General features: G+C 62.1%; 21 protein-coding genes. 7 read left to right on the forward strand and 14 right to left on the reverse strand.

The window, feature by feature from the left end; all coding sequences use genetic code 11:
* Positions 1-56: 56 nt before the first annotated feature.
* Positions 57-1775 carry a monovalent cation:proton antiporter-2 (CPA2) family protein gene (locus EN807_RS22250; protein WP_065010738.1) on the forward strand — a complete coding sequence of 573 codons (1719 nt, stop codon included), beginning with the start codon at positions 57-59 and terminating at the stop codon, positions 1773-1775.
* Positions 1776-2424: 649 nt separating this feature from the next.
* Here the strand turns inward: EN807_RS22250 and EN807_RS22255 are convergent.
* The 4 genes from EN807_RS22255 to EN807_RS22270 form a co-directional block, all read right to left on the reverse strand.
* Positions 2425-3879, reverse strand: coding sequence for an aldehyde dehydrogenase family protein (locus tag EN807_RS22255; protein WP_135936673.1), 1455 nt, complete (start codon positions 3877-3879; stop codon positions 2425-2427).
* Positions 3876-5150 (reverse strand): FAD-binding oxidoreductase, encoded by a 1275-nt coding sequence (locus EN807_RS22260; protein ID WP_135936674.1) that lies wholly within the window; start codon positions 5148-5150, stop codon positions 3876-3878. Before EN807_RS22260 ends, EN807_RS22255 begins: the two co-directional genes overlap by 4 nt.
* 61 nt (positions 5151-5211) lie before the next feature.
* A complete protein-coding gene (locus EN807_RS22265; RefSeq protein WP_189522551.1) occupies positions 5212-6390 on the reverse strand; it encodes an alanine racemase in 1179 nt (392 codons plus the stop codon).
* A gap of 11 nt (positions 6391-6401) precedes the next feature.
* A complete protein-coding gene (locus EN807_RS22270) occupies positions 6402-7220 on the reverse strand; it encodes a GNAT family N-acetyltransferase (protein WP_246684272.1) in 819 nt (272 codons plus the stop codon).
* A 352-nt stretch (positions 7221-7572) separates the two neighbouring features.
* Here EN807_RS22270 and EN807_RS22275 point away from each other — a divergent pair, with 352 nt between their 5' ends.
* Positions 7573-8511: an ornithine cyclodeaminase family protein gene (locus tag EN807_RS22275; RefSeq protein WP_135936677.1), complete on the forward strand. Its 939-nt coding sequence runs from the start codon at positions 7573-7575 to the stop codon at positions 8509-8511.
* 97 nt (positions 8512-8608) lie between these two features.
* On the opposite strand, the gene EN807_RS22280 is transcribed toward EN807_RS22275, so the two are convergent.
* From EN807_RS22280 to EN807_RS22300, 5 genes are all read right to left on the reverse strand, one after another.
* Positions 8609-9919 (reverse strand): FAD-binding oxidoreductase, encoded by a 1311-nt coding sequence (locus EN807_RS22280; protein ID WP_135936742.1) that lies wholly within the window; start codon positions 9917-9919, stop codon positions 8609-8611.
* 58 nt (positions 9920-9977) lie between these two features.
* Positions 9978-10856, reverse strand: a complete 879-nt coding sequence (locus EN807_RS22285; protein WP_135936678.1) for an ABC transporter permease — start codon at positions 10854-10856, stop codon at positions 9978-9980.
* A gap of 36 nt (positions 10857-10892) precedes the next feature.
* A complete protein-coding gene (locus tag EN807_RS22290; protein ID WP_135936679.1) occupies positions 10893-11843 on the reverse strand; it encodes an ABC transporter permease in 951 nt (316 codons plus the stop codon).
* Positions 11844-11913: 70 nt separating this feature from the next.
* Positions 11914-13584: a peptide ABC transporter substrate-binding protein gene (locus EN807_RS22295; protein WP_135936680.1), complete on the reverse strand. Its 1671-nt coding sequence runs from the start codon at positions 13582-13584 to the stop codon at positions 11914-11916.
* Positions 13585-13623: 39 nt separating this feature from the next.
* Positions 13624-15288 carry an ABC transporter ATP-binding protein gene (locus EN807_RS22300; protein WP_135936743.1) on the reverse strand — a complete coding sequence of 555 codons (1665 nt, stop codon included), beginning with the start codon at positions 15286-15288 and terminating at the stop codon, positions 13624-13626.
* 790 nt (positions 15289-16078) lie between these two features.
* On the opposite strand from EN807_RS22300, the gene EN807_RS22305 reads away from it, so the two are divergent.
* The 3 genes from EN807_RS22305 (at position 16079) to EN807_RS22315 (ending at position 19051) form a co-directional block, all read left to right on the forward strand.
* On the forward strand, positions 16079-17404 hold the full coding sequence (locus EN807_RS22305) for an FAD-binding oxidoreductase (protein WP_135936681.1): 1326 nt from the start codon (positions 16079-16081) through the stop codon (positions 17402-17404).
* An 86-nt stretch (positions 17405-17490) separates the two neighbouring features.
* The gene (locus EN807_RS22310; protein ID WP_135936682.1) at positions 17491-18564 is read left to right on the forward strand and encodes a tartrate dehydrogenase; all 1074 of its coding nucleotides are present in this window, start codon (positions 17491-17493) and stop codon (positions 18562-18564) included.
* A gap of 10 nt (positions 18565-18574) precedes the next feature.
* Positions 18575-19051, forward strand: a complete 477-nt coding sequence (locus tag EN807_RS22315) for an Lrp/AsnC family transcriptional regulator (protein ID WP_029352587.1) — start codon at positions 18575-18577, stop codon at positions 19049-19051.
* Between the two features lie 38 nt (positions 19052-19089).
* On the opposite strand, the gene EN807_RS22320 is transcribed toward EN807_RS22315, so the two are convergent.
* Positions 19090-20466, reverse strand: coding sequence for an aspartate aminotransferase family protein (locus EN807_RS22320; RefSeq protein WP_135936683.1), 1377 nt, complete (start codon positions 20464-20466; stop codon positions 19090-19092).
* A gap of 81 nt (positions 20467-20547) precedes the next feature.
* Complete coding sequence (locus tag EN807_RS22325) at positions 20548-21390, reverse strand: GNAT family N-acetyltransferase (RefSeq protein ID WP_135936744.1); 843 nt, start codon at positions 21388-21390, stop codon at positions 20548-20550.
* Between the two features lie 322 nt (positions 21391-21712).
* Between EN807_RS22325 and EN807_RS22330 the strand changes: the two genes are divergently transcribed.
* Together EN807_RS22330 and EN807_RS36725 are read left to right on the forward strand one after the other, a co-directional pair.
* Positions 21713-22402 carry a haloacid dehalogenase type II gene (locus tag EN807_RS22330; protein WP_135936684.1) on the forward strand — a complete coding sequence of 230 codons (690 nt, stop codon included), beginning with the start codon at positions 21713-21715 and terminating at the stop codon, positions 22400-22402.
* A gap of 224 nt (positions 22403-22626) precedes the next feature.
* Positions 22627-22887, forward strand: coding sequence for a GIY-YIG nuclease family protein (locus EN807_RS36725; RefSeq protein ID WP_246684273.1), 261 nt, complete (start codon positions 22627-22629; stop codon positions 22885-22887).
* A 227-nt stretch (positions 22888-23114) separates the two neighbouring features.
* On the opposite strand, the gene EN807_RS22340 is transcribed toward EN807_RS36725, so the two are convergent.
* From EN807_RS22340 to EN807_RS22350, 3 genes are all read right to left on the reverse strand, one after another.
* The gene (locus EN807_RS22340; RefSeq protein ID WP_135936685.1) at positions 23115-24590 is read right to left on the reverse strand and encodes an NAD-dependent succinate-semialdehyde dehydrogenase; all 1476 of its coding nucleotides are present in this window, start codon (positions 24588-24590) and stop codon (positions 23115-23117) included.
* A 19-nt stretch (positions 24591-24609) separates the two neighbouring features.
* Complete coding sequence (locus tag EN807_RS22345; protein WP_135936686.1) at positions 24610-25653, reverse strand: tartrate dehydrogenase; 1044 nt, start codon at positions 25651-25653, stop codon at positions 24610-24612.
* Between the two features lie 176 nt (positions 25654-25829).
* Positions 25830-26186, reverse strand: coding sequence for a cupin domain-containing protein (locus EN807_RS22350; RefSeq protein WP_135936687.1), 357 nt, complete (start codon positions 26184-26186; stop codon positions 25830-25832).

A 26186-nucleotide genomic window follows, 5' to 3' on the forward strand; every position in this document is an offset into this window, starting at 1 on the left:
ACAGCCGAACAGGACTAGGTTGCGCCGATGATGAAACTGTAGCAGACCGAAGCATCATGCCCGAAAGCGTCCCTCACGATTATTCTATCCTGCGCGACGCCGTCGTCTTCCTTATGGCTTCTATCTTGGTTGTGCCCCTGGTGCGCAGACTCGGCATTGATGCGGTCATCGGTTACTTGATCGCGGGCCTCGTTATCGGACCGTATGGTTTTGGACTGGTGAGCGAGGTTGAGGGAACGCACCGCCTCGCCGAGCTCGGCATTGTGTTCATGCTATTTGCGATCGGGCTGGAGCTGTCGTTCGATCGCCTTCGCACCATGGCGCTATATGTGTTCGGACTTGGCGTGGCACAGGTTGCCATCACGGGTGCTGTCATCGGAGCGGGGGTACTAGCGTTCGGAGGCACCATCGGACAGGCGGCGATAATCGGCGGCGCCCTCGCTCTCTCATCAACGGCTTTCGTGTTGCGCCTGCTGTCGGAACGCGGTGAGCTGTCCAGTCATCTCGGGCGGGTAGTTCTTTCCGTTCTGCTCTTGCAGGATCTCGCGCTCGTTCCCGGCTTGGCCGTTGTCACAGCGCTGGGCCAAGAGCCTGAAGAACTGGCTTGGACGCTCACCGAGGCGGCCCTAAACGCCACCGTGGCGCTAGTCATCTTGCTTGCCGCCGGGCGTCTGCTGCTTCGACCGCTTTACCGCGTCATCGCCGGTACGGGGAACGCGGAGCTTTTCATTGCTGCGACCCTGCTGGTAGTGCTCGGCACGGCCTGGAGTACCGCACTGGCCGGTCTCCCTATGGCCCTTGGCGCCTTTCTAGCCGGTCTCATGCTTGCCGGCACCGAGTACCGCCACCAGATCGAAGCCGATATCCGGCCTGTCAGAGGCGTCTTGTTGGGCTTGTTTTTCATCTCGATCGGCATGCTGGTCGACGTCGGTGTCGTCTTGCCTCAGCTCCACTGGATCCTGTTGGTCGCCGTTGCACTCATAGCCGTGAAGGCGCTGCTAATCCTCGGCCTATGTAGGGCCTTCGGGTTGCCGCTGCCGCTCGCAGCAAGCGCTGGCCTGCACCTTGCCCAAGGCGGCGAGTTGGCTTTTGTGTTGTTCAGCCTCGCAATGGGTGCCGAGGCGCTATCGGTCGAGACCGGTCAGTTCCTGCTTGCCGTCGTAGCCGTCAGCATGGCGACCACACCACTTCTGGCCCGGGCCGGTCGAGCGGCCCAGAGCCAGCTTGAGCGCCGGGGGCTACCCAGCAGAACTCGGTTGCAGGCAGAGACCGAAGGTTACTCGGGCCATGTTGTCATTGCCGGGTTCGGGCGGGTCGGCCAGGTGATCGGTAAATTGCTCGACGAGCGTGGATACAGGTGGGTTGCAGTCGACCTCGACGCCAAAAATGTAGAGCGGTCCCGGAAAGAACGTCTACCGGTCTTTTTTGGCGACGCTTCTCAGGAGGAGATGGTGGCCGCAGCGAGAATCGACAGCGCAAAGGCCATGGTGATAACTCTGGACGACCCCGAGGCAGCCAAATCGGTTCTTACGGCGCTGAGACGCAAACTGCCCGACCTCCCAGTGGTTGTCCGGGCGCGTCACCACGTGCATTTGCAAGAGCTGCTTGAGAAAGGCGCGACAACCGTGATGCCCGAAACGACGGAATCCAGCCTTCTCCTGGGTGCAGCTGTCCTTCAAGAACTCGGGGACAGCAAAACGGATGTGGATGCGGCCGTCAGGACCGTCCGCAAGCGTTCTTACCCCACGTCCCCAAGCGGCTCCGGCCTTCTCTGAGTCTGAGTGCTTGGCATATCACCGCTTCGCGGTGATCTGTACCCGCCCCATGCAATCGGGAACTCCACGGCCATCGAAGGAAACGGCAGATCAGCGGCCTACGAGGAGTGCACTCCGGAGGCGTTAGCTATTCGGCTCATCCGCCAGCCGCCGAGAAACGTGGATATCCCGGAGCGGAGACTCGCGGGATTGGCGATGGCCGCCAGCAAAGAAGCGTTTGAAAAGGGCCTAACGGAGACGCCTTCGCAGGAACGAAATGGAAGAGAAGCAGCACTTTCGTGTGCAGGCTTTGCACACGCGCCCCCATAACTTTTTGATTTTGTTTAGTTGTCGGTCCAGTCCATCATCGGTGCAACGGCGAAACGCCTGCTTAAGCCGTTCATTTATTATGCTTTTTGCTTTCAGTCGGTCCAACGCTTCACTGGACCGACAGATAAAGAAGTTGCCATATCATATCCGATGCGTCCACGCCAAGGTGGTCGGTAATGACACGTCCTGCCGACCGCTTCTCGCGACCGCACGGCCGGCGGCTGCGTCTTGATCCTGCGGAGCGCTGCTCCCCACCGCTAGCATAGGACTCGGCGCCCTTCCCTGACTGTCGGCGGCGGTGCTAGGCTCCCTCGCCCTCTGCGCTTGCCGAAGATGTCGCCTAGAAATAGCCGAGGATGGATTTGACCTCGAAATACTCCAACATGCCCTCGAGACCGTACTCGCGTCCGTTTCCGGACTGCTTGAAACCGCCAAACGGGGCGTGCGGATCCCAGGCCGGGTAGTTGAGATGCACTTGACCCGCGCGAATCCGAGACGCGACGTCTCTGACGGCGTCCAAATCCTCGCCCTGCACATGGGCCCCCAGGCCGTAGACCGTGTCGTTGGCGATGGTGACGGCCTCGTCGACTGTGTCGTAGGGGATGATGCAAAGGACTGGCCCGAAGACCTCCTCCTGAGCGATGCGCATGCCCGTGCGCACGTCGGAAAGGATGGTCGGCTTCACATAGAGCCCGACATCTAGGCCGTCCGGACGGCCCAGTCCGCCGGTGAGAAGCTTCGCGCCTTCCGAAACGCCGACGCCGATCATTTTTTGGATCCGGTCGAACTGAGCACGATTGGCGATTGCTCCGTGGGTGGTGGCTTCCGAAAGCGGATCGCCGACGACGATCTCATCCGCGGCCCGCTGGGCAATTGACTCGATCTCGGAAAGCAGCGCGCGCGGCACGATCATACGCGTCGGCGCACTGCATGACTGGCCGAGATTGCGAAAGGCGGCGGCTATGCCCAGCGAAACGGCGCGATCGAGATCGGCGTCGGGCAGGATCACGTTCGGCGACTTGCCGCCGAGCTCCTGCGCGACGCGCTTGACCGTCGGCGCGGCGGCCTGGGCTACCGCGATGCCGGCACGGGTAGAGCCGGTAATGGAGATCATGTCGACATCCGCATGGGACGCGAGACCCGCACCGACGCATGGGCCGTCACCATTGACGAGGTTGAAGACACCGGCAGGGAAGCCGGCTTCCTCGATCGCCTCGGCGAACAGAAGGGCGTCCAAAGGAGAAAGCTCGCTCGGCTTCAGCACGACCGTACAGCCTGCGGCGAGCGCCGGCGCGACCTTGGCGGTGATCTGGTAGAGCGGCCAGTTCCACGGCGTGATCAGGGCGCAGACACCGATCGGTTCGTGAGTGACCGCGATGTGGCCGCGCTGCTCGACGAAGGGGAAGGCTGTAAGGACATCGCGAGCGACTTGCACATGGGCGATCGCTAGCGGCACCTGCGCGGTGCGCGCATATCCGATCGCCGTTCCCATCTCGAGTGTCAGGCATTGTGCAAGCAGTTCACGGCGCGCTTCGAGCAGCGCCTGCAGGCGATCCAGCAGACCCGCGCGGTGTTCCGGCTTGGTACGACTCCAAGTGGCGAACGCCCGGCGGGCCGCTGAAACGGCCGCGTCCACATCCTCGCAATTTCCGAGCGGAAACCGGGCCACAACCTCTTCGGTTGCGGGATTCACGATGACGCCCTTGGCGGTGCCTCTCGGCTCGACCCATTGACCGTCGATGAAGAACTTGTCCAGACAGCCGTTGCGGGACAGGTGTTCGAGGGGCGTGATCATCCTACAAGGTCCTTCATGCGGTAATAGGCACCGAGGATCGGCAGGAACCAGGGACGCCCGAAATAACCGGGGATCGCCGGCCAGTCGAAATCCTTCCAAGGGTTGAGGTCAGGGCGCCCGTTCATGACCTCGGCCATGATGCTGCCCATCAGCGTCGACATGTGGGTGCCGTGCCCGCTGTAGCCCATGGAGTAGTAGATACCGCCGCGCTCTCCGGCGCGGGGCAGGCGGTCGCGGGTCATGTCGACCATGCCGCCCCAGCAGTAATCAATGCGGGTGTCGGCCAGTTCGGGGTAGACGTCGACCATCGCCGCTTTCAGGATCTGGCCGCTCTTCTCGTCGGATTCCGGATTGGACACCGCAAACCGGGCCCGCCCGCCGAACAACATGCGATTGTCCGGCGTGAGCCGCCAGTAGACCACGAGGTTGCGCGTGTCGACGACATTGCGTCGGGTCGGCATGAGGCGCGCGATATCTGAAGGCGACAGCGGTTCCGTCACAATCAGGAAGGCGCCGACCGGCACGATGCGGCGGCGGATCCAGCCGAGCGGACCAACCTGGGAAATGCCGCTCGCCAGCAGGACCTGACGCGCGACAATCTTGCCCCGCGGGGTCTCGACCTCATGTCCGGCGGCGACCTTGCGCAGAGCCATGACGGGGGCGTTTTCATAGACCTCTGCGCCCCGCCGCACTGCCGCCGCCGCCAGGCCCCGGACGAAACGGCCGACATGCATGCTGGCGCTCTTGGGAAACAGCAGCCCACCATAGTAGCGGTTGGTGCCGACTTCGGTTCGCAGGTCGGCGCGCGCGATCATCCTCGTTTCGGGATCGACATTGGCCGCGAGGAGTTCCTGGCTGCGCGCCAGCACATCGTAGTGCTCGGGCTTGGCGGCAAGCTTTAGCTTGCCGACACGCGCGAAGCTGCAGTCGATCCCTTCTTCCTGCACCAGCCGCTCGACCATGTCGACGCCGGCGTCGAAGGCCTTGTAGAGCGCGTTCGCGGCATCCTTGCCGTGCTTACCGGCCATGATCGCATAGTTCTGGGCAAAGCCGTTGTTGCACATGCCTCCGTTGCGCCCCGACGCGGCGTTGCCGATTGTTTCAGCCTCAAGCAGGGCGACCCGGGCGCCCTTTTTGGCAAGGGCGAACGCCGCGGAGGATCCGGTCAAGCCGCCACCCACCACAGCCACGTCGTAGCGGCCTTCGAGGGAATTAGACGAGCCGTGATCGAATGGCTGAGACGTGTCGAGCCAATAGGAGGTAAGTTTCATCTTTTGCTCCACCAGAGCGTCAGTTTGCATGGGCGCCATGCAAAGCGTGGATCGGGAGCTCCTACCAGCCGCGGATCCGTTCCCACCGCGCTTCAATCTCGGGGCTCTCACCGTTTACGACGCTGTAGAAGTCATGCTGGGCGGCCGTCGCGCAGGCATGGTTGGGCAGGATCCGCACCCGCGTGCCGACGGGGAGCTCGGGCATGCTCTTGCCGGAACCGCTGCGGATCGTGAGGATGCCGTGCTCCTGGCTGGCCTGGGACACGACTACATCTTCGAGCAGCCGCCCCTTTTCGTCACAGACCACACCGTAACCCTGGTCGACCTTCTGGGTCGCGGTTCCACGGTCGCGCGAAAGCGCCATCCACCCCGCATCGACCAGCACCCATCCTTTTTCCGGCTTGGCGCCGATCACGGTGGCCAACACCGAAATCGCGATATCGTCGATGGCGCAGACCCCCACCCCGTGCTGGACGAGGTCGAAGAACATGTAGACCCCGGCGCGCAACTCGGTGACGCCTTCCAGATTCTCAGCGAAGTGCGCCGTCGGCGTCGAGCCGAGGCTGACAATTGGGCAGGCATGGCCGTGAGCGCGCAGGATTTCGGCAGCGCGCACAATGGCCAAACGCTCGTTCTCGGCTGCCTTCACCAACGCACCGGGCGTGCTCAAGCTATAGGACTCGCCGGCATGGGCGAGGACGCCGACGAGGTTGGCGCCCGCTGCGACGACCCTGTTGGCCACCTCAAGCAGCTTGGGATCGTCCGACTTCAATCCACCGCGATGGTCGTCGCAGTCCAGTTCGATGAACACGGACGGCGTCACGCCGGTGGCCTCGCGCACGTCCGCCAAAGCATCAGCCTGCTCCACAGTGTCGAGCAGCAGCTTCACATCGACGCCCGTGCGGCGACATAGCTTCATGGCGCGAATGGCCGAAGCCGTCGACATGCCGACCGCATAGGTGATGTCGCGAAAGCCGTGGCCTGCGAAATATTCCGCCTCGGCGATGGTCGAGACCGTGATCGGGCCGGGTTCGCGGGGGAACACGTGTCGGGCGACGTCGATGCTCTTGGCCGTCTTCATGTGCGGGCGCAGCACCACGCCAAGCTTTCTGGCGTGCTCGGCGAGACGCTGGGTGTTGCGCTCGAGCCGTCCACGGTCCAGAAGCTGAGCCGGGGTGACCAGGGCGTCGATGCTCTTGGCCGTCTCGCTCACTGAAAGGTTTGCCGCCATCTTGTCCATCATCTCGTTTCCTAAAAGAACGATTGGTTCGCCAAGGCATACATATGGGCCGACCCGTCGGAGACGGGTCGTTGCCCTTTGACCATTGCGGTCGCACCGCCGGCTCGCTCGAGGCCGAGGCTTTCGAGCCAGTCGCCCAATCCATCTTCGGCATAGACGTCGATGCGAACGAATTGATCGTGAAGTCTGGAAAGCTGCGCCAGGATCAAAAGCCGCGCGTCCTCCACGCTTTCGGCCGCACAGGGGCCGACGACATAGCCGCGCCCGAACCTCCTGGCGATGGCATAGCCTGCAACCCGTCCCGCGCGCTCGATAACAACGACCTTGCCCGCATCGGCGAGCGCAGCCACCATCGACGGCCGGGGCATGCCCATGGCCCGTTCGTCGAAGGCCTGGATCGCCGCAAGGTCGGAGACCGTCGCCTGGCGAACGTCGTTGCGCGCACTCTGCGTCACGGCGACGGTCAGCGGGCCCTGAAGCTGAAGCACCCTGCCCCAGGCGGTGAAGCCGCGCCGCTTATAGAGCGCAAGCCCCTCTTCCGTCGAATTGAGCAGCACGTTGCGACCGTCCGTGGCCTGAAGCAACCCATCAAAGAGCCGGGAGCCGTTGCCACCGCCTTGTGCGGAGGCGGTGACGATGATCATCCCGGCCGTGGCATAGGCCTGTCCATAATTCCACGACATGGCAGTGCCGATCACCTGTCCTGCCCGCTCCAGGACTAGGCCCTGGCCGAGCGTCGCGGCAAATTCCCAGTCCTCGCGGCGATAAGGCCAGGCCATCTCCCGCGACAACTTCAGCGCGCCTGGCACATGGAGGGTTTCGAATTTCATCAGCTCGGTCGGGGCGCTGACGATATCTCTGTCATGCTCAACGGTCATGGGTGCAACGCTGTCGCTTGATCCAAAGTCAGATTGAAGTCGGATCTTAGAGTCGCGTCCGGCGGACAGATTTCGCTGCTGTTTTCCCCTTTCAACTCGGCGGGATCATTCTTTTTGACCCCGTCCCTCGGCATACAAAATGGCGCAAATCGGGGGAGAAGTACTCATCTGCCACCTTGCGTCGCCCGTCATGGTTGCCAGTCGGCGTGACGTCCACACCTCTGATGCGATCACGGGCCCGACCAACACCATGGGCCGAACACTCTGAAGCGACGAGCGGCTTGATGCTCAGGAGGAATTTCGGATGATCTACATCAGCGAGGAGGAGTCAGCCGCCCTCGTCACGCATGAACTTGCTTTCGAGGCAGCGCGGGAGGCTCTCGTGGTGGCAGCATCGCCGCAGAGCTTGGTCTTTCCCGCTGTTCTCGGGCGCACACAGGAGGCGACCAATACCTTCTCAATCAAATCCGGTTCGTCGGACGACCTGACCGGAGTGAAAATTGGTTCCTTCTGGTCGGGCAACCCGGCACGTGGCCTTCCACGCCACAACTCCACCATCGTGCTGCTTGATCAGCATACAGGTCGGCTCGGCGCCGTGATCGAGGCCGGCAAGGTCAACGCCTACAGGACGGCCGCCGCCGACGCGGTTGCGGCCGATCTTCTTGCGCGGAAGCAAGCCAAGGTTCTGGCGATATTCGGCGCCGGCAACCAGGCGGGCTTCGAAGTGACGGCGCTGGCACGCATCCGCCCTATTGAAACCGTGCTGGTCGTGGCCCGGCCTTCGCCGCGACGCGACGCTCTTGTTGATCAGATCGGCGAAAGGGGCCTGGAGGCGCGCGCGGCCTTGCCCGAAGAAGCCGTGCGCGCGGCCGACATCGTGGTGACGGCGACACCCTCACGTGAACCACTGTTCGATGCCGCTTGGGTGGGGCCCGGAACCCATGTCGTCAGCATCGGATCGGATGCTCCGGGCAAGCGCGAATTGCCGAGCGAATTATTTCCCAGGGCACGTCTGTTTTGTGATCTGCTTTCCCAGTCCGTCCAGATCGGCGAATTCCAATATTTGCGCGACCAGATCAACGCCGGCGTGCTTCCGGTAACACCAATCGGCGACGTCATTGAAAAGCGTGCGCCCGGACGCCGCTTCGACAACGAAATCACGGTCTTCGACAGTTCCGGCATCTCCCTGCAGGACCTCTACATGGCCGACGCACTGATCCGCGCTAAGGCGTCCCACCGCTGATCAGCTTCGCACCGACAAGTCCCAGCCCCGACGGATTTTTCCGCCGTACTGGAGTGCTCTCCGGCAACAACATGTCTCGCGCGATTTTGCAGTGGTGTCAGCGGCGGGCCCGCCACCAGGCGATGCGGTCCTGCAGCCGATAGCCCTGAATGATTGCCGGCAAGAACCAGGGATTGCCGCGATAGAGCGGGATCGCAGCAGGCGGCCGGAAGTCGAACGGGGTGCGCGCCTGCCCGCCATGTCCCATCAGCTTGTGGGCAGCGCGCATGCCGACCCAGGGGGCCCAGACCACACCCGAACCGCAGAAGCCGGTGGCATAGACCACGCCGTTCTTTTCAAAGATACGGGGGATCATGTCACGGTGCATGGCCACATTGCCGAACCAGCTGTGCGAAAGGCGAACCTTCTCCAGCTCCGGGAAAATCTCGACCAGCCCGTTGCGGAGTCGGAGCGTCGGGGCTACCGGGTCGCCTACCCGAGAGCTGTCGCGCCCGCCGAGCAGAATGCGCCTGCCATCCGGCGAAGGCCGGTAATAGAAGCCGAGCTCGCGGCCCTCGCCCATCATCATCAGCTTCGGCATCAGCCGCGCCATCACTTCGGGCGCGACCTCCTCAGTGGCGATGATCCGGCTGCGAACCGGAACCAGCCGGCGGCGCAGGAAGGGACTGGCGCCATCGGTATAGCCGTTCGTGCAGACCAGCACCTGCCGCGCCTGCACCGTCCCGGCCGAAGTGGCGACGCGGAACCCGGAGCCATCCCTTTCTATCGAAGTTACGGGCGTGCTCGAATGGACCGTCAGTCCCGAAGCGAGCGCCACCCGCAGGAGCTCGGCGTGGAACTTAGCCGGGTGCAAGCCACCGATGTCCATCCGGATCACGCCGCCGCGGTAGAAGTCGGTCCCGATGTAGTCGCGCTGCTCGGCATACGGAACGGCGTAGGACTCGATCCCCAGTCGCTTCGCCAGCACCTCGGCGCCGCGAGCCATCTTCTCGTACTGGTCGTATCCCAGAGCACCCGTGAACCGGCCGACCAGCTGGAAGTCGCAGTCGAGCTTTTCCGTCTCGATGAAGTTATAAAGGAATTCGCGTGCAATCTTGCCCTCGACCTCGATCGCCTTGGCCTTCTCTTCGCCGAAGCGCCGGGTGATCGCAGCGTAGTCCGGCCGGATGGACCCACTCGTGATCCCGCCGTTGCGCGACGAGGCGCCCTCGCCCGGATTCATCGTATCGAACGCCGCAACTGAACGCCCTTCGCGGGCCAGCACCAGCCCGGCCGACAGGCCGGCGTAGCCAGCGCCGACGATCGCCACGTCAAGCCTGTTGGCGAGCGGCTGCCGCGGAAGGGGTTTGACGGGCGCAGCCTCCCACCAGTAGGGCGTATTCTTGTCCGCGACTTTCGGCTGTTGCACGTGAGTAACTTCTCGTTGCGTTTTGAGGATCGGGAATGGATCGCGTTTGCTGACGAGATCAGACACGGTCGTCCCGCACGTCGAGCGCATCGCGCAACCCGTCGCCGATGAAATTGAAGCTGGTCACGGCGATCGTGATGGCGGCCCCGGGAATGATCGCCAGCCACGGCGCACTGTCCAGATACTGCTGGGCGCCCTCGAGCATGTTGCCCCAGCTGGGCAGCGGCGGCTGAATGCCATAACCCAGGAAACTGATATAGGCTTCCAGCAGGATCGCGCGCGCGACTGTCAGCGTAGCGGCCACGATGATCGGGCCCATGGCGTTGGGCAGGATCTCGCGGAACATGATATGCGTGCCGCTCAGCCCCAGCATGCGCCCGGCCAGCACAAACTCGCGCTCGCGCAATGACCGTACCTCGGCCTCGACAATTCGGGCTACCTCCATCCAGCTGGTGACAGCGACGATGACGGTGACCATAGCGGGGCTCGGCTTCAGTGCCGCGGCCAAGGCCAGTAGCAGGAAGATGGAGGGGAATGACAGGAAGCCGTCGACCGTCCGCATCAGTGCTGCACCGATCCAGCCGCCACGGTAGCCGGCGATCACGCCGACGAAAGTTCCGATCAGCGTCGACAGCAGCATGGCAAAGAAAGCCACCAGCAGTGAGGTCCGCCCCGCCATGAACAGTCGCGCCGCCACGTCCCGCCCCAAAGGATCGGTCCCGAGATAGTGGTTGCCTGTCAGCGGCGGTGAAAAGCGGGCGCGCAAATCGATGTATAGGGAATCATAGGGCAGGAGATGAGGGCCGAAGACGCATGCCAGCGTGAGTAGGGTGATCATCGCCACCCCCAGCAACGCCAGATGATGGCTCGTGAAACGGCGCACGGTGCGGCTGCGCCACCAGCGGCTTGATCCTGCATTTGCGGCGAGAGCGGTCATTTCGGGTGCCTCCTGTTGGGGCGTGAGGTTACGCGCTCAACCCAGACGAATGCGCGGGTCGACGATCGCCACGGCAATATCTGCGATCAGGTTGCCCAGAATGACGAGAATGGCTGAGAACATCAGCAGTCCCATCACGACCGGGTAGTCGCTGTAGCCAAGGCTGTCCAGGAACAGTCGACCCATCCCCGGCCAGGTAAACACTGTCTCCGTCACCAGCGCGCCGGTCAGGATGCTGGGAAGCTGCACCCCGGCCAGTGTGATCATCGGCAAAAGCGCATTGCCGACGACGTGCTTCATTATGACTCGGCGCTCGCTCAGGCCCTTGGCGCGGGCGGTCTTGACAAAATCCTGGCTGATGGCGTCGAGCGTCGCTGTGCGCATGTAGCGGCTCCAGATCGCGACATGCACCAGCGACAGCACGATGCTTGGCAGGATCAGGTGATGCAGGTAGTTCAGGACCGAACCGTCGCCGATCGTGTACATGTTGCCTGCAGGCACCCAGCCCAGCCGCAGGGAGAAGATGTAGATGCCGACGAGCCCGAACCAGAAGGTCGGGATCGACAGCGCGACCATAGCTCCGACCGTCGCCACATGGTCGAACAGCGAATAGCGATGCGTGGCGCCACGAATGCCGATCCAGGTGCCGATCGCGATCGCAATCGCGGTGGACGTACCCATCAGCAGCAGCGTGGCAAAGACGTGCCGGCCAATCACTGCCAGCACCGTCGAACCGTCGCGGAAGGAGTGGCCCCAGTCGCCCTGGAGAAGCCGCCAGGCCCAGTCGAGATATTGCATCCACAGCGGCCGATTCAGCCCCATTTGCTCTTTCAGGCGATCGAGATCGTCCTGCGTCATGCTGGGATCGAGCCCGAATTGCGCCAGCGGGCCGCCCGGTAGCAGGTTCAGGACGAGGAACCCGATGACCGAGACGATCAGGAGCAGGATGAGGCTCTGTGAGAGCCGGTTGAGCAGGAAGCCGCGCATTTCAACTCTCCTCTTTCAAGACAGCGCCGATGACTGGCCGCCGCCGCAGGGCGGCGGCGGCATAAGTATGTCAGTCCTTCCAATGCCATCCGGCGGCATGCCAGGATGCGACGCGGGCGTTGGAATTTGCCTCGAAACCCTCCAACCCTTCCTTGCGGCCGAACACATTGGCGTAGGCAAACAGAGGCAGGAACGGCAGATCCTGCCGAACAATTTCCTGAACACGCAGATAGATGGCGCGCCGCTCTTCCCGATCGAAGGTGCGGGTGCCCTTCTCGAGCAGCGCATCGACCTCCGGGTTGGAGTATTGGCCTGTGTTCGAGCCCTTTCCGCCCTTCGCGACGATTGCCCTGGTGTGCAGGCGGTTGGAAACGTCGGGATCGCCTGCGATGACATTGGTAACACCGGAAATCGCTGACTCGAACTGCGATTTGAGCCAGAAATCGCCCCACATGACGGCGGCCGGCAGGTTCGAGATGGTCATCTCCACCCCGATCTCGGCGAATGTCTGCTGCAGAAACTGCTGGGTCTGCTCGCGCAGGTGGTTGCCGGAGGTGGTGGAGTTGGCGAACGACAGACGCACCCCGTCCTTCACCCGTATTCCATCGGCTCCCGGTACCCAACCAGCCTCGTCGAGGATCTGGCGCGCGCGCTCGATGTTGAACTCCTGCGCCGGCAGGTTCGGATTGTAGTAGTAGGAATTCTGCGGCATGAACGTCTCGGTGGGGCTGTGGACCCCGTAATAAAGACCTTCGAGGATCGCTTTCCTATCTATTGCGGCGTAGAGCGCCTGGCGGACCGCCGGGTCCTTGAATTGCGGCTTCTCAAGATTGAGATAGATCGACTCGACCGATGCCCCGCGCTCCAACACGACCACGCGATCCGATAGTTTGCTGGCTTCCGCGTAGTGGTCGGCGGTTATGAATGCCTGATCGACAAGATCAATGTCGCCGCTCTTGAACTGGGTGTAGAGCACTGTCATGTCGGGGATGTATTTGAAGACGAGCCGCTCCAAATAGGGGCCCTCCCCTGCATAGTCCGTGTTCGCGACGAGTTCGATATGATCGCCGGCGATGCGCTGCGCCCACTTGAATGCGCCAGTGCCGACAGGCGCCTGATTGAAGGCGGCGGCGTTCGGGTCGGCCTCTTTTTCGAGGATGTGCTTGGGAACCATGAAGGTTTCGGCGAGAAACGACAGGTAGGGGGCGAAAGCCTCCTCCATCCGCCAGGTGAGCTCGGTCGGCGAGACCACCTTGATGTCGCGCACCAGCGAATGGCCTGCCGTGCGCCACGCGCGGAATTTCGGATTGGTGATGAGCTCAAGCGTGAACTTCACGTCCTCGGCCGTGAAGGGTTGGCCGTCGTGCCAGCGGACGTCATCACGCAGGCGGATGCGCCACAAAAGTCCATCCTCCGAGATGCCACCGTTTTTTTGGCTTGGCACTTCGACCACAAGATTGGGTTGAAGAACGCCCTTAGGGTCCATTCGAACGAGTGCATCAAACACTGAGAAATGCACAGCGTCGTCGCACTCGGTATGCGGCATCAGTGGATTGAAGACGGTGGGTTCCTGCGAAAATCCGACGACGACGCGACCGGTTGGGCTCGCTGGCGGGGTCTCGGCGAAGGCGGGCTTGCCCAACAGATTGGGCGCAATGAGTCCTGCCGCCCCGCCTATGGCCAGCATTCGCAGCGCATCGCGCCGCGAGTAGTTTGATTTGGAGTTTGAACGTTCAGTCATTGGAATTCCCCTTGTTCTGGCGGTATCCGCCGTGGCTCTTTACCCGTTTGCTGCAACCGGGCGGGTAGATCCCGGCTGCTCTCCAGGAATCGCCGCCACCAGCTCACGCGTGTAGGCTGATTGCGGGTCGAGGAAGATTTGCGAGGGTGGTCCGCGTTCAACGATCCGCCCTTTCTGCATCACCGCGATTTCGTCGCAGATCTGGCTGGCGACGCGCAGATCGTGGGTGATGAAGACCATCGACACGCCGGTCTCTCGCTGGATCTGGTCAAGCAGCTTCAGGATCTGGGCCTGGATCGACACGTCGAGCGCCGACACAGCTTCGTCGGCGATCAGCAGCTTGGGCTTGAACATCAGCGCCCGAGCGATGCCTATGCGCTGGCGCTGCCCACCGGAAAATTCGTGCGGATAGCGGCCAAAGGCGCCGGCATCGAGCCCGACATGAGCCAAAAGCGCCTTCGCTTCTTCACGCGCTTGGGCATAGGGCATCCCGTGCGCGACTGGGCCAACGGTCAGGATGTGGCCGACAGTGGAACGCGGGTTGAGCGATGCGAAGGGGTCCTGGAAGACCATCTGGACCCGCGGCCGCAGCGGACGGAACTCGGCTTCGGAAAGCCTGGCAATGTCGCGGCCCTCGAACAGAATCCCGCCGCCGTCGCTGTCCAGCAGCTTAATCAGAAGCCGGCCAAGCGACGATTTGCCGGAACCGCTCTCGCCAACGACGCCCAGCGTGCGCCCGGGCGCCAGATCGAACGAGACCTCGTTAACGGCGGGCACGACGCGCTCCTTGCCGAACAGCGCACCGCCACTGCGGTAGGTCTTCACCAGACCATCGACCTTCAGGATCGGCGCTTTGTTGGCCGTCTCCAGAGGAACGCGGTCCTCGCCGGTCAGGTGGGGGACAGCTGCGATAAGGCGCCGGGTGTAGGGATGGCTGGGCGACTTCAGGACCTGTTGGGCGCTACCCTGTTCGACGATGTGGCCCTTCTCCATCACGACGACACTGTCTGCGATCTCGGCCACCACCCCGAAGTCGTGAGTGATGAACATGACGCTCATTCCCTTGCGGCGCTGAATGTCGCGGATCAGCTCCAGAATTTGTGCCTGGGTGGTCACGTCGAGCGCGGTCGTCGGTTCATCCGCGATCAGGATCGTGGGTTCAAGCGCCAGCGCCATGGCGATCATAACCCGCTGCCGCTGCCCGCCAGAAAGCCGGAACGGGTACTGATGATACATGAGTTCGGGGTCGGGCAGCCCCACCTCGGTCAGCAACTCGACAGCGCGGCCGCGACGGGATTTCGGGGTGCCGACGCCATGTGCCGCCATCACTTCGTCGATCTGCGCGCCCACCGTCATCAGCGGGTTGAGTGCCGAGAGCGGATCCTGGAAAATCATCGACACAACCCGGCCGCGTAGGCTGCGCAGCTTGTCGGCCGACATGCCTATTATGTTCATCCCATCCAGCTGGATGGCCCCCGAGGAAACGCGGATCACCTTGGGCAGAAGCCCCATGATCGCATTGGCTGTGACAGACTTTCCCGATCCGGATTCGCCGATGATGCACAGGATTTGGCCGCGCTTCAGATCGAAGGAGATGTTCTCGACGGCATGGGTCCGTTCCATGCCGTCCGGCAAACTCACCGTGAGGTCGCGTATCGAAAGCGCCACATCGTGGGGGGCTACAGCCTGGATGCTTGCGACCATCGAGATCACCTCCCCTTTAAACCGAACGGGTCCACGCTGTTGCGGACCGAATCATCGCCCTTTGGGCAGAAGCGCCTCACCGGAGCGGCCGTCGACTGGCCATCTCGGCGCTTCGCGCCCTGAGGCTGTGAGAAACGGATTCTGCTCATCCTGGCGGCTCCCTTGATGAATATCCGGGTCCGTGTACCGGACACTGTTCCCTTTTCTTGAAGAACTCTCCGAAGGCGTAAGCCCTGCCTTTCGGAAGTCCTCTGGAGCTTGCCTGCCATAGGGAAGGGTTGCTCCGTTCTTTCAGCCAGTTTGAATGTTTTGTTTCCGCAGAGTCATCGAAACTTGGCCCTCGGGCGGCAGGAACTTCTGAAAAGAACGTCCAGTTCGGCATTTCACTCTGCAACTGGTCGGGGCCCGCGACATGATCCGGCAATCATATCCTTCATGCGGCAATACGCGCACACGACGGGCAGGAACCAGGCTTCCGGCGTGCATCCGCACCGTGTGCCACGCAATGCGGTCCAGCGGAACGGTGTCCGTGCGGCCCATCGCAATGTAGGCCAAGGCACTGCTGATCAGGGTCGGCAACCGTGCGCCGCGCCCTGAATAGCCATGCCGTAGATGTGACGCGACTGCATGAAGTGTACTCCTGCTTGCCCCGGTGACAGCGAGCTTTTCGCGCAACAATTGCCCGTCCTAGAGGCCGCTAACCGCACGATATTCCGTCCAGGCACGAACTTCGCGGCCTGCCTCTGCAGGGGGCAGGTTAGGATGCTTCAAATTACCGGAGTCCCCATCCATGCCCGCGCCGCTCATGCACATCGATTCCAGCCCATCCCTGCCTCGCGAGGCGGACGTCGTCGTCATCGGCGGCGGCGTGGTAGGCGTATTCACGGCATATTATCTCGCACGCCGCGGCGTCAGCGTTGCCCTGCTGGAGAAGGGGCGCGTTGCCGCCGAACAGTCGAGCCGCAACTGGGGCTGGTGCCGCCAGCAGAACCGTGACGCGCGCGAGTTGCCGATGGCAACCAAGAGCCTCGATCTCTGGGAAAAAGTGGCGCAGGAGACTGGCGAAGACACCGGCTTTCGCCGTTGCGGGCTGCTCTATCTCTCGCAGGACGAAAACGAGTTGGGAGGCTGGGCAAAGTGGCGCGATTTCGCAAGGACGGTTGGCGTCACTACGCATGTGTTGAGCGCGGAAAAAGCCACCGAACGGGGCAAGGCGACCGGCCGCAAATGGAAAGGCGGCGTGTTCTCGCCAACCGACGGAACGGCGGATCCTTCAAAGGCGGTGCCCGTTGCAGCGCGCGGAATCGTGGCGGCCGGCGGCACGGTGCATCAATATTGCGCGGCTCGCGGCATAGAGCTGAGCGCCGGCCGGATCAGCGGCGTCGTTACAGAAGCGGGAACCATCCGGACAACGACCGTGGTCAACGCCGGAGGCGCGTGGGCTTCTTCCTTCTGCAACCAGCTTGGTATTCGTTTCCCGCAAGCTGCCGTGCGTCAGTCCATTCTAGCCGTAGCGCCGGGCGCAAATGGCCTGCCGGATGCCCTGCATACCGCGCGCGTCTCGCTGACGCGACGCGGCAACGGTGGATACGCGCTGGCGATCAGCGGGCGGGCGCGCGTCGATCCAACGCCGCAGCAGCTCAGGTTCAGCCGCGAGTTCGTGCCCATGTTCGCCCGCCGCTGGCGCAGTCTGGCCCCGGGAGCGTTCGAGGGCTGGCGTCAAGGTCATGAAAGCCTGAGGAAATGGGTACTGGACGACGTGACACCAATGGAACGGAATCGGATTCTCGACCCCAAACCTGACATGAGGCAGATTCGCCTGACATATCAAAGAGCCTGCGAATTGCTGCCCGAATTCCAGCGAGTCGCGATTTCTCATGCTTGGGCGGGCTATGTCGACAGCACGCCCGATGGCATCCCGGCAATCGGTGAAGTGGAGGGGATTCCGGGCTTCCTTCTCGCCGCGGGATTTAGCGGCCACGGCTTCGGGATCGGCCCCGGCGCTGGGCATATGATCGCCGATATCATCACCGGCAGCGAGCCGATTGTCGATCCGCGTCCTTATAGGCCGGAGCGTCTGAAGACAGCTGCGTGGGGCAAGGTCGCTGAATTCTGAGAAGACCGATTTGCCAAGGTCCAACCGGTCGCACACGAGATCGAGGCCGCGAGGCGGCCAGCACTGAAAACAATGGGGAAGTGACGATGCGCGAATATGAGATTGCCGCCATTCCAGCCGACGGGATCGGCCCAGAGGTCATTGCCGCCGGTCTCCAGGCGCTTGAGACACTTGAAGAGCGCTGCGGCGACTTCAAGCTGCGCGTCCAGCACTTCGACTGGGGCTCAGACTACTACAAGGCCCATGGCCGGATGATGCCCGAGGATGGGGTGGCGCAACTGAAGCGTTTCGACGCTATCTTCTTTGGCGCGGTCGGTGCTCCCGATGTGCCCGACGACATCACGCTCTGGGGCCTCCGGCTGCCGATTTGCCAAGGCTTTGATCAATACGCGAACGTGCGGCCGACCAGGATATTGCCGGGCATTGCTTCGCCGCTGGCGGGCGTTGGCCCTGGCGATCTGGATTGGGTGATCGTGCGGGAGAATTCCGAGGGCGAGTATTCGGGCCACGGTGGCCGCGCCCATCGCGGCCTTCCCGAGGAAGTCGGAACCGAGGTCGCGATCTTCACGCGCGTCGGCGTCACCCGCATCATGCGCTATGCATTCCGGCTGGCGCAGTCACGGCCGCGAAAGCTCCTGACAGTTGTTACGAAATCCAACGCGCAGCGTCACGGCATGGTAATGTGGGACGAAATCGCCGCCGAGGTGGCACGGGAATTCCCGGACGTCACGTGGGACAAGATGCTGGTTGATGCTATGACGGCGCGTATGACGCTGAAACCACGGAGCCTCGATACGATTGTCGCCACCAATCTTCACGCCGACATATTGTCAGACCTTGCAGGCGCGCTTGCGGGCAGCCTCGGTGTAGCACCGACCGCCAATATTGATCCCGAGCGGCGCTACCCCTCGATGTTCGAGCCTATCCACGGCTCGGCATTCGACATTGCCGGCAAAGGTATCGCCAACCCTGTCGCCACCTTCTGGACCGTTGCCCAGATGCTTGACCATCTGGGCGAAAGCGAAGCGGCCGACCGGCTGATGCGCGCTGTGGAATCGGTGACAAGGGAAGGCGTGCTGACGCCGGACGTTGGTGGCACCGCGACCACGCAGGAAGTAACGGACGCCGTTTGCCGGACGATCCGCGGTTCGAACGTGTGACAGGTTTCTGATGAAGCTCGACAAGATCGACATCAAAATTCTCTCCGAGCTGCAAAAGAACGGGCGCATATCCAACGTCGAGCTTGCCGAGCTGGTGTATCTGTCACCGAGCCCCTGCCTGATGCGGGTCAAGAAGCTTCAGGCGGAAGGCTTCATCACCGGTTATTCCGCCCAGATCGACGTCTCCAAGCTCGGGCAGACGTTAACGGTCTTCACCGAGATCACGCTCAGGAACCATCGGCAGAACGACTTCGCGCGGTTTCTTGCCACCGTCGAGAAGATCGATTCCGTCATCGAATGCCATCTTGTTTCAGGCGGCTACGACTACCTGGTGAAGTTTGTCACAGCGGGAATCACCGAATACCAGACGGTCATGGAGCGCCTTGTCGAAATGGACATCGGCATCGACAAATATTTTAGCTTCGTCGTGCTGAAATCCCCTATCGTGAAATCTCACCTGCCGCTCGACGCCATCTTCGACAGATGAGGAAGAGGCTGCCGCGCATGCGGCGGCAGTCTGGACGATCATCTTTTCATCGCCGCCCGCACGTCCTTGTCTTCGAGGGTTTGGTCCAGCGTCATCCGCGTGCGTTCGAGGATTCCATCGATATCGTCCTCCGTGCAGCAGAGCGGCGGCGCATAGCCCAGGATGCCGCTGTTGAAGGCGCGGATGATGAGGCCGTTCGCCCATGCGCGGTCGAAAATACGGCGACCCGGATCGGCTGCCGCCGGCAGCGGCGTCTTGCGCTCCTTGTCAGTGACCAACTCGACCGCGGCCAGCATGCCGCGACCGCGAATATCGCCAACCAGCGGGTGGTCGGCGAGCGAGCGAAGGCCTTCCATCAAGCGCTTCCCGGCCTTCCGCCCGTTCTCGAGCAAGCCCTCTTCGTAGAGACGCAGGCATTCCAGCCCCACCGCCGCGCTCACGGGATGGGCTGAATAGGTGTAGCCATGGCCGACAGGCGCTTTGCCGGCTCCGTCCGCGATCGTATTGTAGACATGGTCCGATATGAAGACTGCGCCCATCGGCACGTAGCCCGAGGTCAGTCCCTTCGCCGTGGTCATGAAATCCGGCACCACATCGTCCTCTTCACAGGCGAAGAGCGGACCGGTGCGGCCAAAGGCAGTGATGACTTCGTCGGCAACGAACAGAATGTCGTGTTCCTTGCACACGGCGTACAGGGCCTTTAGCCAGCCTGTCGGTGGAACGAGGACACCGCTCGAACCCTGAATGGGTTCGGCGTAGAAGGCCGCAACGCGGTCCGCGCCGAGTTCCGCGATCTTGGCGCGCAGGGCCGCGACCGATGCGTCGATAATCGTCTGCGGATCGGAACCGACCGGATTGCGATAGGCGTAGTGCGAGGGAATCTTGTGCTGCCAGTCGTAAGGCACGCCGAAGCCCGCATGGAAAGCGGGGATCGCGGTCAGACCGGACCCTGCCGTCGAGGATCCGTGGTAGCCATGCTCGACCGAGATGAACTGGTCCTTTTGCGGCGTGCCCTTGGCATGGTAATAATAGCGAATGAAGCGGATCGTGCTGTCGATTGCGTCGGAGCCGCCAAGCGTGAAATAGACATGGTTCAGATCGCCGGGCGCCAGTTCGGCAAGCCTGGCAGCAAGACGAATGGCAGGCTCGGATCCCAGCCCGAAATATCCTGTCGCATAGGGAAGCTCTCTTAGCTGCTTTGCGGCTGCTTCAACGACACTTTCCTGGCCGTAGCCGATGTTCACACACCATAGACCGGCGAATCCGTCCAGCAGGGTTTTCCCGCTTGCATCGGTCACCGTCGCGCCCTTGGCGGATTTGAGCACCCGCACGCCCGTTTCCTCGTGGCTCCGATAGCACGAAAACGGGTGAACCAGATGTGCGCGATCGAGTTCGATCAGTGAATTTGCCAGCATTTCTTCCTCCGATTCAACCGAGTGCCTGATTTAGCCGAGTGCCTGATTTAGCCGAGTGCCTGATTTAACCGAGTGCCTGATTTAACCGAGTGCTTGGCTGACCAACGCATAGGTGCGGTAATGCGCGGGCCTGCTTTCTTTGTGCGTGGCCGTGGAGCGTCGCATCGTGATCCCACCGCCGACGTGCGCGAGCCCGCGTCCGGTGAGCCATTCAGCAAGATCCGTTGAGACGTCGGTATCGACACGGACGAACCTGCCCTGATGATGGGCGAGCAGAAAGTCGATCAGTGCCTTGGCCTCGGTAGCGTTTCTCGCCACCACCGGGCCGATGACCAGCCCCCGGCCGAATGGCCGGATGGCGGAAAAGGCCTGGATATCGCCTTCATCGCGAATGACAGCGAACTTCGCGCTCTCGAAAAGCCGCTTCATCAGCGCCGAACGGTCATGGCCAAATGCCTCGCGATCCAGCAACTCGAGGCGGGCAAGATCGCCGCTCTCTGCCCAGGATACACGGGCCGGGGCCGAAACTGCCAATGCCTCGCCCTGATGCTGCACGATCTCGCCAGTCGTGACGAAGCCCAGCTTCTCATAGAGCGGCAGGCCTTCCCGTGTCGCCGTCAGGCGACAGGTACGCTCACCCGCCTTCGCCAGCGCCTCTTCCATCATCTTTCGGCCGAGTCCGCGGCCGCGCATCGCCGCATCGACGATCACCATGTTGATGGCGGCGGCATGGTCGCCGTAGGGGGTCATCATGATGGTCGCCACCACGCGTTCTTCTTCCAGAGCCACGATCCCCCGGCTGACCGACTGGGCCAGTTCCCAATCCTCGCGGCGATGCGGCCATTCAACTTGGCGAGACAACTCGACAGCGCCTTCCAGGTGCCCCGGTGTCATCTCTTCAATGATGATCTGTCGTGTGGTCATGATGAATTTCCGGCCTTCGTCTTCAGGTGCTAACGGTAGACCACCAAAGACAGCAGTTCCTCCCGACCGGCAGCCCATGCGCGACGCGTTTTCACTATCCTTCGCCGCTCGCGCCGCATCTTCTGCCGAAGCATGGCCGACAGGCCGCGCTGCTCCCAAAGCTCGAAAAAACACCTGGCGCAACACTCTGCCAAACCGGCGATGCAATACGAAACGATCTGCTTCAGGTCGCCGCGAATGCGGCCGTTAGTCTTCCAGATCTCCGACTATGGTGATTGTGGTACAGGCAGGCTGTGCCGAGAAAACCAGGAGGATTGTCGCCATGTCGACGTTCAGACCGAAATACATCACCTTCGACTGCTACGGCACGCTCACCAATTTCGATATGGCCGGCGCGGCGCGGCGCGTCTATGGCGAACGCCTCTCCCCAGAGGCGATGGCCAGCTTCGTCGAGGCTTTTAGAGGCTATCGCCTTGACGAGGTAATGGGGCCATGGAAACCCTTCCTCGAGGTGGTGCAGAATTCCATCGAACGCAGCTGCAAGCGCATCGGTATCCCGTTCAAACCCGAAGATGCCCAATTGATCTATGACGAAGTGCCGACCTGGGGTCCGCACCCCGACGTCCCGGCTGGCCTGTCCAGAGTGGCCAAGGAAATCCCACTGGTGATCCTGTCCAACTCCATGAACAGCCTGATCATGTCGAATGTGGAAAAGCTCGGCGCGCCCTTTGACACCGTCATCACCGCCGAAGAGGTTGGCGCCTATAAGCCGCTGATGAAGGGCTTTGAATACATGCTCGACAAGCTCGGCTGCGGCCCGCAGGACATCACTCATGTGTCGTCCTCCTTCCGCTACGATTTGATGACCGCCTACGATCTCGGCATCAAGAGCAAGGTCTGGGTGAACCGCGGCCACGAGCCTGCGAACCCCTTCTACGAATATACCGAGATCAAGGATATCGGCGGGCTGGCCGCCGCCGTCGGACTGGAGCCCGTTCGCGAAGTTGCTTGAGGCTGGCGGGCCTCCGGCCATCGCGGCATCCGAAGTATCGAATGAGAAAGGGGCGGTTCGACCGCCCCTTTCTCATTGCCTGCCGGTCGGGCAACGCTGGCGATTGGCATAAGCCACCACGACTTCGTCATCCTAGGGCGAAGCAAGGAGCGCAGCGACGCGGCGCAGACTCTAGGATCCATGCCGTTACGCCACCCGAAGCATGCAACGGCTCAGAACGGTGCTTGCATGCGCAACGGTGTTCGTTACCCTTCCGCCAGCTATGCCACCAGAAGCGCGGCACGATCTACATCGGCGTCACCAACGACCTCGGCCGCCGCATGCCGGAGCACAAATCGGGCAACGGCTCGCGCTTCACCAGCCGCTACTGTTCCGGTCCGCAGGAGCACTGCCGCAAGGTAACGGCATGGATCCCAGGGTCGCGCCGCGTCGCTTCGCTCCTTGCTTCGCCCTGGGATGACGAAGTGGAGGGATGCTTCGGCTAATCCTGGAGGTTTGCGATTGCCATTGAAAATCGACCGCTGAAAAGGGACCGTGGTCCAATGCATGTCGCGCAAAGGGATGCCCTCGGGCCTGAGCCAGGGCCTGACCCGAGGGTGTGCAGCGGTTTTGCGATAAGGACATACATAAAAGACAACAACCTAAAGCGCGTCGCATGAGGCCGGTCAAAACGCGACGCGCTTAGGTTGCTGTTGCGACTCCGGAAAAGCCTCTAATTCAACCCGCCGACGTGGAGCGTCTTGACTTCCAGATATTCCTCAATCCCCAGCTGCGATCCTTCGCGCCCCAGCCCCGACTGCTTCACACCGCCGAACGGCGCGACCTCTGTCGAGATCAGACCGGTGTTGAGTCCGATCATGCCGAACTCCAGCGCCTCGGCCACACGCCACGATCGTTTGAGGTTTTCCGTGTAAAAATAGGCGGCAAGGCCGAAGGGTGTTCCATTGGCGATCGCAATTGCTTCCTCCTCGGTTTCAAAACGGAACAACGGCGCAACGGGCCCGAACGTCTCTTCCGACGCCAGCAGCATTTCGGTCGTGGCGTCGCCAAGCAGAATAGGCCGGGCGTATTGCTTGCCTTCCGGCACTGCTTCGCTCCGGGCAATTATCCGGGCGCCTTTCTCCAAAGCATCGGCGACATGCCGCTCGATTTTCTCGATGGCGGCACCATTGATCATCGGCCCGATCACGACGCCCTCCTCTGTACCGGCGCCAACCTTCATCTCTGCAACTCGGCTGGCGAGCTTCGCAGCAAACGCCTCATAGATGCCTGCCTGCACGAGAATGCGGTTGGCACAGACGCAAGTCTGGCCGCCATTGCGAAATTTGGAGTTTACCGCCCCTTCGACAGCGACCTTGAGATCTGCGTCATCGAAGACGATGAAAGGCGCGTTCCCGCCGAGCTCGAGGCTGAGCCTTTTGATGCCGTCAGCGGCGCCCTTCATCAGAAGCGCGCCGACGCGGGTTGAACCTGTGAAGGAGATCTTGCGCACCGTTTCGTTGGCCATCAGCTCTTTGCCGATCTCCGCCGGCATGCCGGTTACGATGTTGATAACGCCTGCCGGTATGCCCGCTCGCTCCGCCAGGACGCCGAGCGCGAGCGCCGAAAATGGTGTGAACTCGGACGGCTTGATCACCACCGTGCAGCCGGCAGCCAGTGCGGGGGCGACTTTGCGCGTGATCATCGCGTTGGGGAAATTCCACGGGGTGATGACGGCGCAGACGCCGACCGCTTCCTTGAGAACCAGAATGCGGCGATCGGCAGTGGGTGACGGAATGGTCGAGCCGCCGATCCGGCGCGCCTCTTCGGCGAACCATTTTACAAAGGATGCGCCGTATCGGATTTCCGCCGACGCCTCGGCAAGCGGCTTACCCTGTTCCAGCGTCAGCAGAAGCGCCAGATCCTGTTCGTGCTGGCGAATGAGGTCGTGCCAGCGCTCCAGCAGTCTCGCACGCTCGGCATGGGTCGTCTTCTTCCAGCTTTTGAATGCCTCGGCCGCAGCACCGATCGCGGCCCTGGTCTCGTCGCCGCCCATGTCGGGAACGCTGCCAAGAACATTCAGGGTGGCAGGGTTGGTGACATCGACGACGACCTTTTTATCCGCCTCCTGCCACACACCGCCAATCAACGCCTGCTGGCGCAACAGGTCCGCATCGTCAAACGTGCCTATCTTCGTTATCGCATTCATGGTCTTTTCCTCTGCCCTTTCAGCTCAACGCTGCAAGCACGGCTTGCGCGATTGTTTCAGTCCGGTCCTTGCCTGCGATCGTGCCTATCCCCTGCGCGGTTACGGACTCGATCGCCGAGATCACTTCTGCCGCAGCATGCCCCTCGCCCAGATGCTCGAGCATCATCGCACCGGACCAGATCGCAGCGATCGGATTGGCGACCCCGAGATGCGCGATGTCGGGCGCCGAACCATGGACCGGCTCGAACATGGAAGGCGCGCTGCGATCGGGATTGATATTGGCAGAGGCGGCGTAACCCAGCCCGCCCTGAATGGCCGCACCAATATCCGTGAGGATGTCGCCAAAAAGGTTCGAGGCGACGATCACGTCGAGGCTTTCCGGCGCCAGCACCATGCGGGCGGCAATGGCGTCGATGTGGTAGTGCGAGACCTCGACATCGGCATAGTCCTTCGCCACTTCGCGGGTGACCTCATCCCAGAAAACCATGGAATGTTTCTGTGCGTTGGATTTGGTGACGGAGGCGAGCTTTTTGCGGCGCGCCCGCGCTTGTTCGAAACCGAACCGGATGATCCGTTCCACACCCGTGCGCGTGAAGATTGCTGTCTCAACCGCGACCTCATTGGCCGTGCCGGAATGAATGCGCCCACCGGCGCCGGAATATTCGCCTTCCGTATTCTCGCGGATGCACAGGATGTCGAAACCATCGGAGCGGAGCGGGCCCTGAACGCCCGGCAACAGCCGGTGCGGCCGTATGTTGGCGTACTGCGTGAACCCTTTCCGGATCGGCAGGAGCAGTCCGTGAAGCGATACTGAGTCGGGCACTTCCGCGGACCAGCCGACAGCGCCGAGATAGATCGCATCGAATTTTCGAAGCGTCTCGATGCCGTCTGGCGGCATCATTGCGCCGGTTTCCAGGTAGTAGGCGCAGGACCATGGGAAGCGTGTGCCATCAAGGGCGAAACCGCCCCGTTTGGCCGCGGCCTGCATCACCTGCCATGCCGCCCCTGTCACCTCCTTGCCGATGCCATCGCCGGGGATGAGCGCTATGTCGTAGGTCTTCATTGATGGCGGTCCTCATTTGCACTAGCGTTTCATCGGAACAATAGCGGACCGCGCGCCGCATTTTCCGTCGAGGATGAGCCGCCGGACGGCGTCGAATCGCGTCAGGCGGGGCTTGGAAAGTCGATTGTTCCGGAATCCGTCGCGCGCTCTACTCGGCCGTACATTGAGCACTGAAGTCAGTCATAAACGCAGACGTAGATCTTGCGCACGGTCTCGATCGTGCGCCAGACGCCGACGAAACCGGGCTTCATCACGAAGCTGTCGCCGGCGCGATAGGTCTTTGTCTCGCCTCCCTTCTCCTCGATTTCGATCACACCAGAAATGATGTGGCAAAACTCGTAGGTGGTGCCCTTGATCGAATGCGTCTCGCCGGGCGTCGCCTCCCAGACGCCGGTCAGAACCGTCTCACCTTTCGAGGCATCCTGCGCCCAGGTCTTGAAGGATGGAGTGCCGGAAATGAGCCGCTCCGGCAGCGGCAATGCCTCCTTCGGCGTGAAGGCGGGATTTGTGTCGACAGTGATCAGAAGTGACAT

Origin of the sequence: Mesorhizobium sp. M5C.F.Ca.ET.164.01.1.1, from assembly GCF_004792125.1 — a bacterium.
GTDB lineage: Bacteria > Pseudomonadota > Alphaproteobacteria > Rhizobiales > Rhizobiaceae > Mesorhizobium > Mesorhizobium wenxiniae.

Excerpts from the sequence above, each read along its gene's own strand:
- EN807_RS22250 (WP_065010738.1), top strand. The coding sequence starts at position 57 with ATGCCCGAAAGCGTCCCTCACGATTATTCTATCCTGCGCGACGCCGTC.
- EN807_RS22255 (WP_135936673.1), bottom strand. The coding sequence starts at position 3,879 with ATGATCACGCCCCTCGAACACCTGTCCCGCAACGGCTGTCTGGACAAG.
- EN807_RS22260 (WP_135936674.1), bottom strand. The coding sequence starts at position 5,150 with ATGAAACTTACCTCCTATTGGCTCGACACGTCTCAGCCATTCGATCAC.
- EN807_RS22265 (WP_189522551.1), bottom strand. The coding sequence starts at position 6,390 with ATGGACAAGATGGCGGCAAACCTTTCAGTGAGCGAGACGGCCAAGAGC.
- EN807_RS22270 (WP_246684272.1), bottom strand. The coding sequence starts at position 7,220 with ATGAAATTCGAAACCCTCCATGTGCCAGGCGCGCTGAAGTTGTCGCGG.
- EN807_RS22275 (WP_135936677.1), top strand. The coding sequence starts at position 7,573 with ATGATCTACATCAGCGAGGAGGAGTCAGCCGCCCTCGTCACGCATGAA.
- EN807_RS22285 (WP_135936678.1), bottom strand. The coding sequence starts at position 10,856 with ATGACCGCTCTCGCCGCAAATGCAGGATCAAGCCGCTGGTGGCGCAGC.
- EN807_RS22290 (WP_135936679.1), bottom strand. The coding sequence starts at position 11,843 with ATGCGCGGCTTCCTGCTCAACCGGCTCTCACAGAGCCTCATCCTGCTC.
- EN807_RS22295 (WP_135936680.1), bottom strand. The coding sequence starts at position 13,584 with ATGACTGAACGTTCAAACTCCAAATCAAACTACTCGCGGCGCGATGCG.
- EN807_RS22300 (WP_135936743.1), bottom strand. The coding sequence starts at position 15,288 with ATGGTCGCAAGCATCCAGGCTGTAGCCCCCCACGATGTGGCGCTTTCG.
- EN807_RS22305 (WP_135936681.1), top strand. The coding sequence starts at position 16,079 with ATGCCCGCGCCGCTCATGCACATCGATTCCAGCCCATCCCTGCCTCGC.
- EN807_RS22310 (WP_135936682.1), top strand. The coding sequence starts at position 17,491 with ATGCGCGAATATGAGATTGCCGCCATTCCAGCCGACGGGATCGGCCCA.
- EN807_RS22315 (WP_029352587.1), top strand. The coding sequence starts at position 18,575 with ATGAAGCTCGACAAGATCGACATCAAAATTCTCTCCGAGCTGCAAAAG.
- EN807_RS22320 (WP_135936683.1), bottom strand. The coding sequence starts at position 20,466 with ATGCTGGCAAATTCACTGATCGAACTCGATCGCGCACATCTGGTTCAC.
- EN807_RS22325 (WP_135936744.1), bottom strand. The coding sequence starts at position 21,390 with ATGACCACACGACAGATCATCATTGAAGAGATGACACCGGGGCACCTG.
- EN807_RS22330 (WP_135936684.1), top strand. The coding sequence starts at position 21,713 with ATGTCGACGTTCAGACCGAAATACATCACCTTCGACTGCTACGGCACG.
- EN807_RS22340 (WP_135936685.1), bottom strand. The coding sequence starts at position 24,590 with ATGAATGCGATAACGAAGATAGGCACGTTTGACGATGCGGACCTGTTG.
- EN807_RS22345 (WP_135936686.1), bottom strand. The coding sequence starts at position 25,653 with ATGAAGACCTACGACATAGCGCTCATCCCCGGCGATGGCATCGGCAAG.
- EN807_RS22350 (WP_135936687.1), bottom strand. The coding sequence starts at position 26,186 with ATGTCACTTCTGATCACTGTCGACACAAATCCCGCCTTCACGCCGAAG.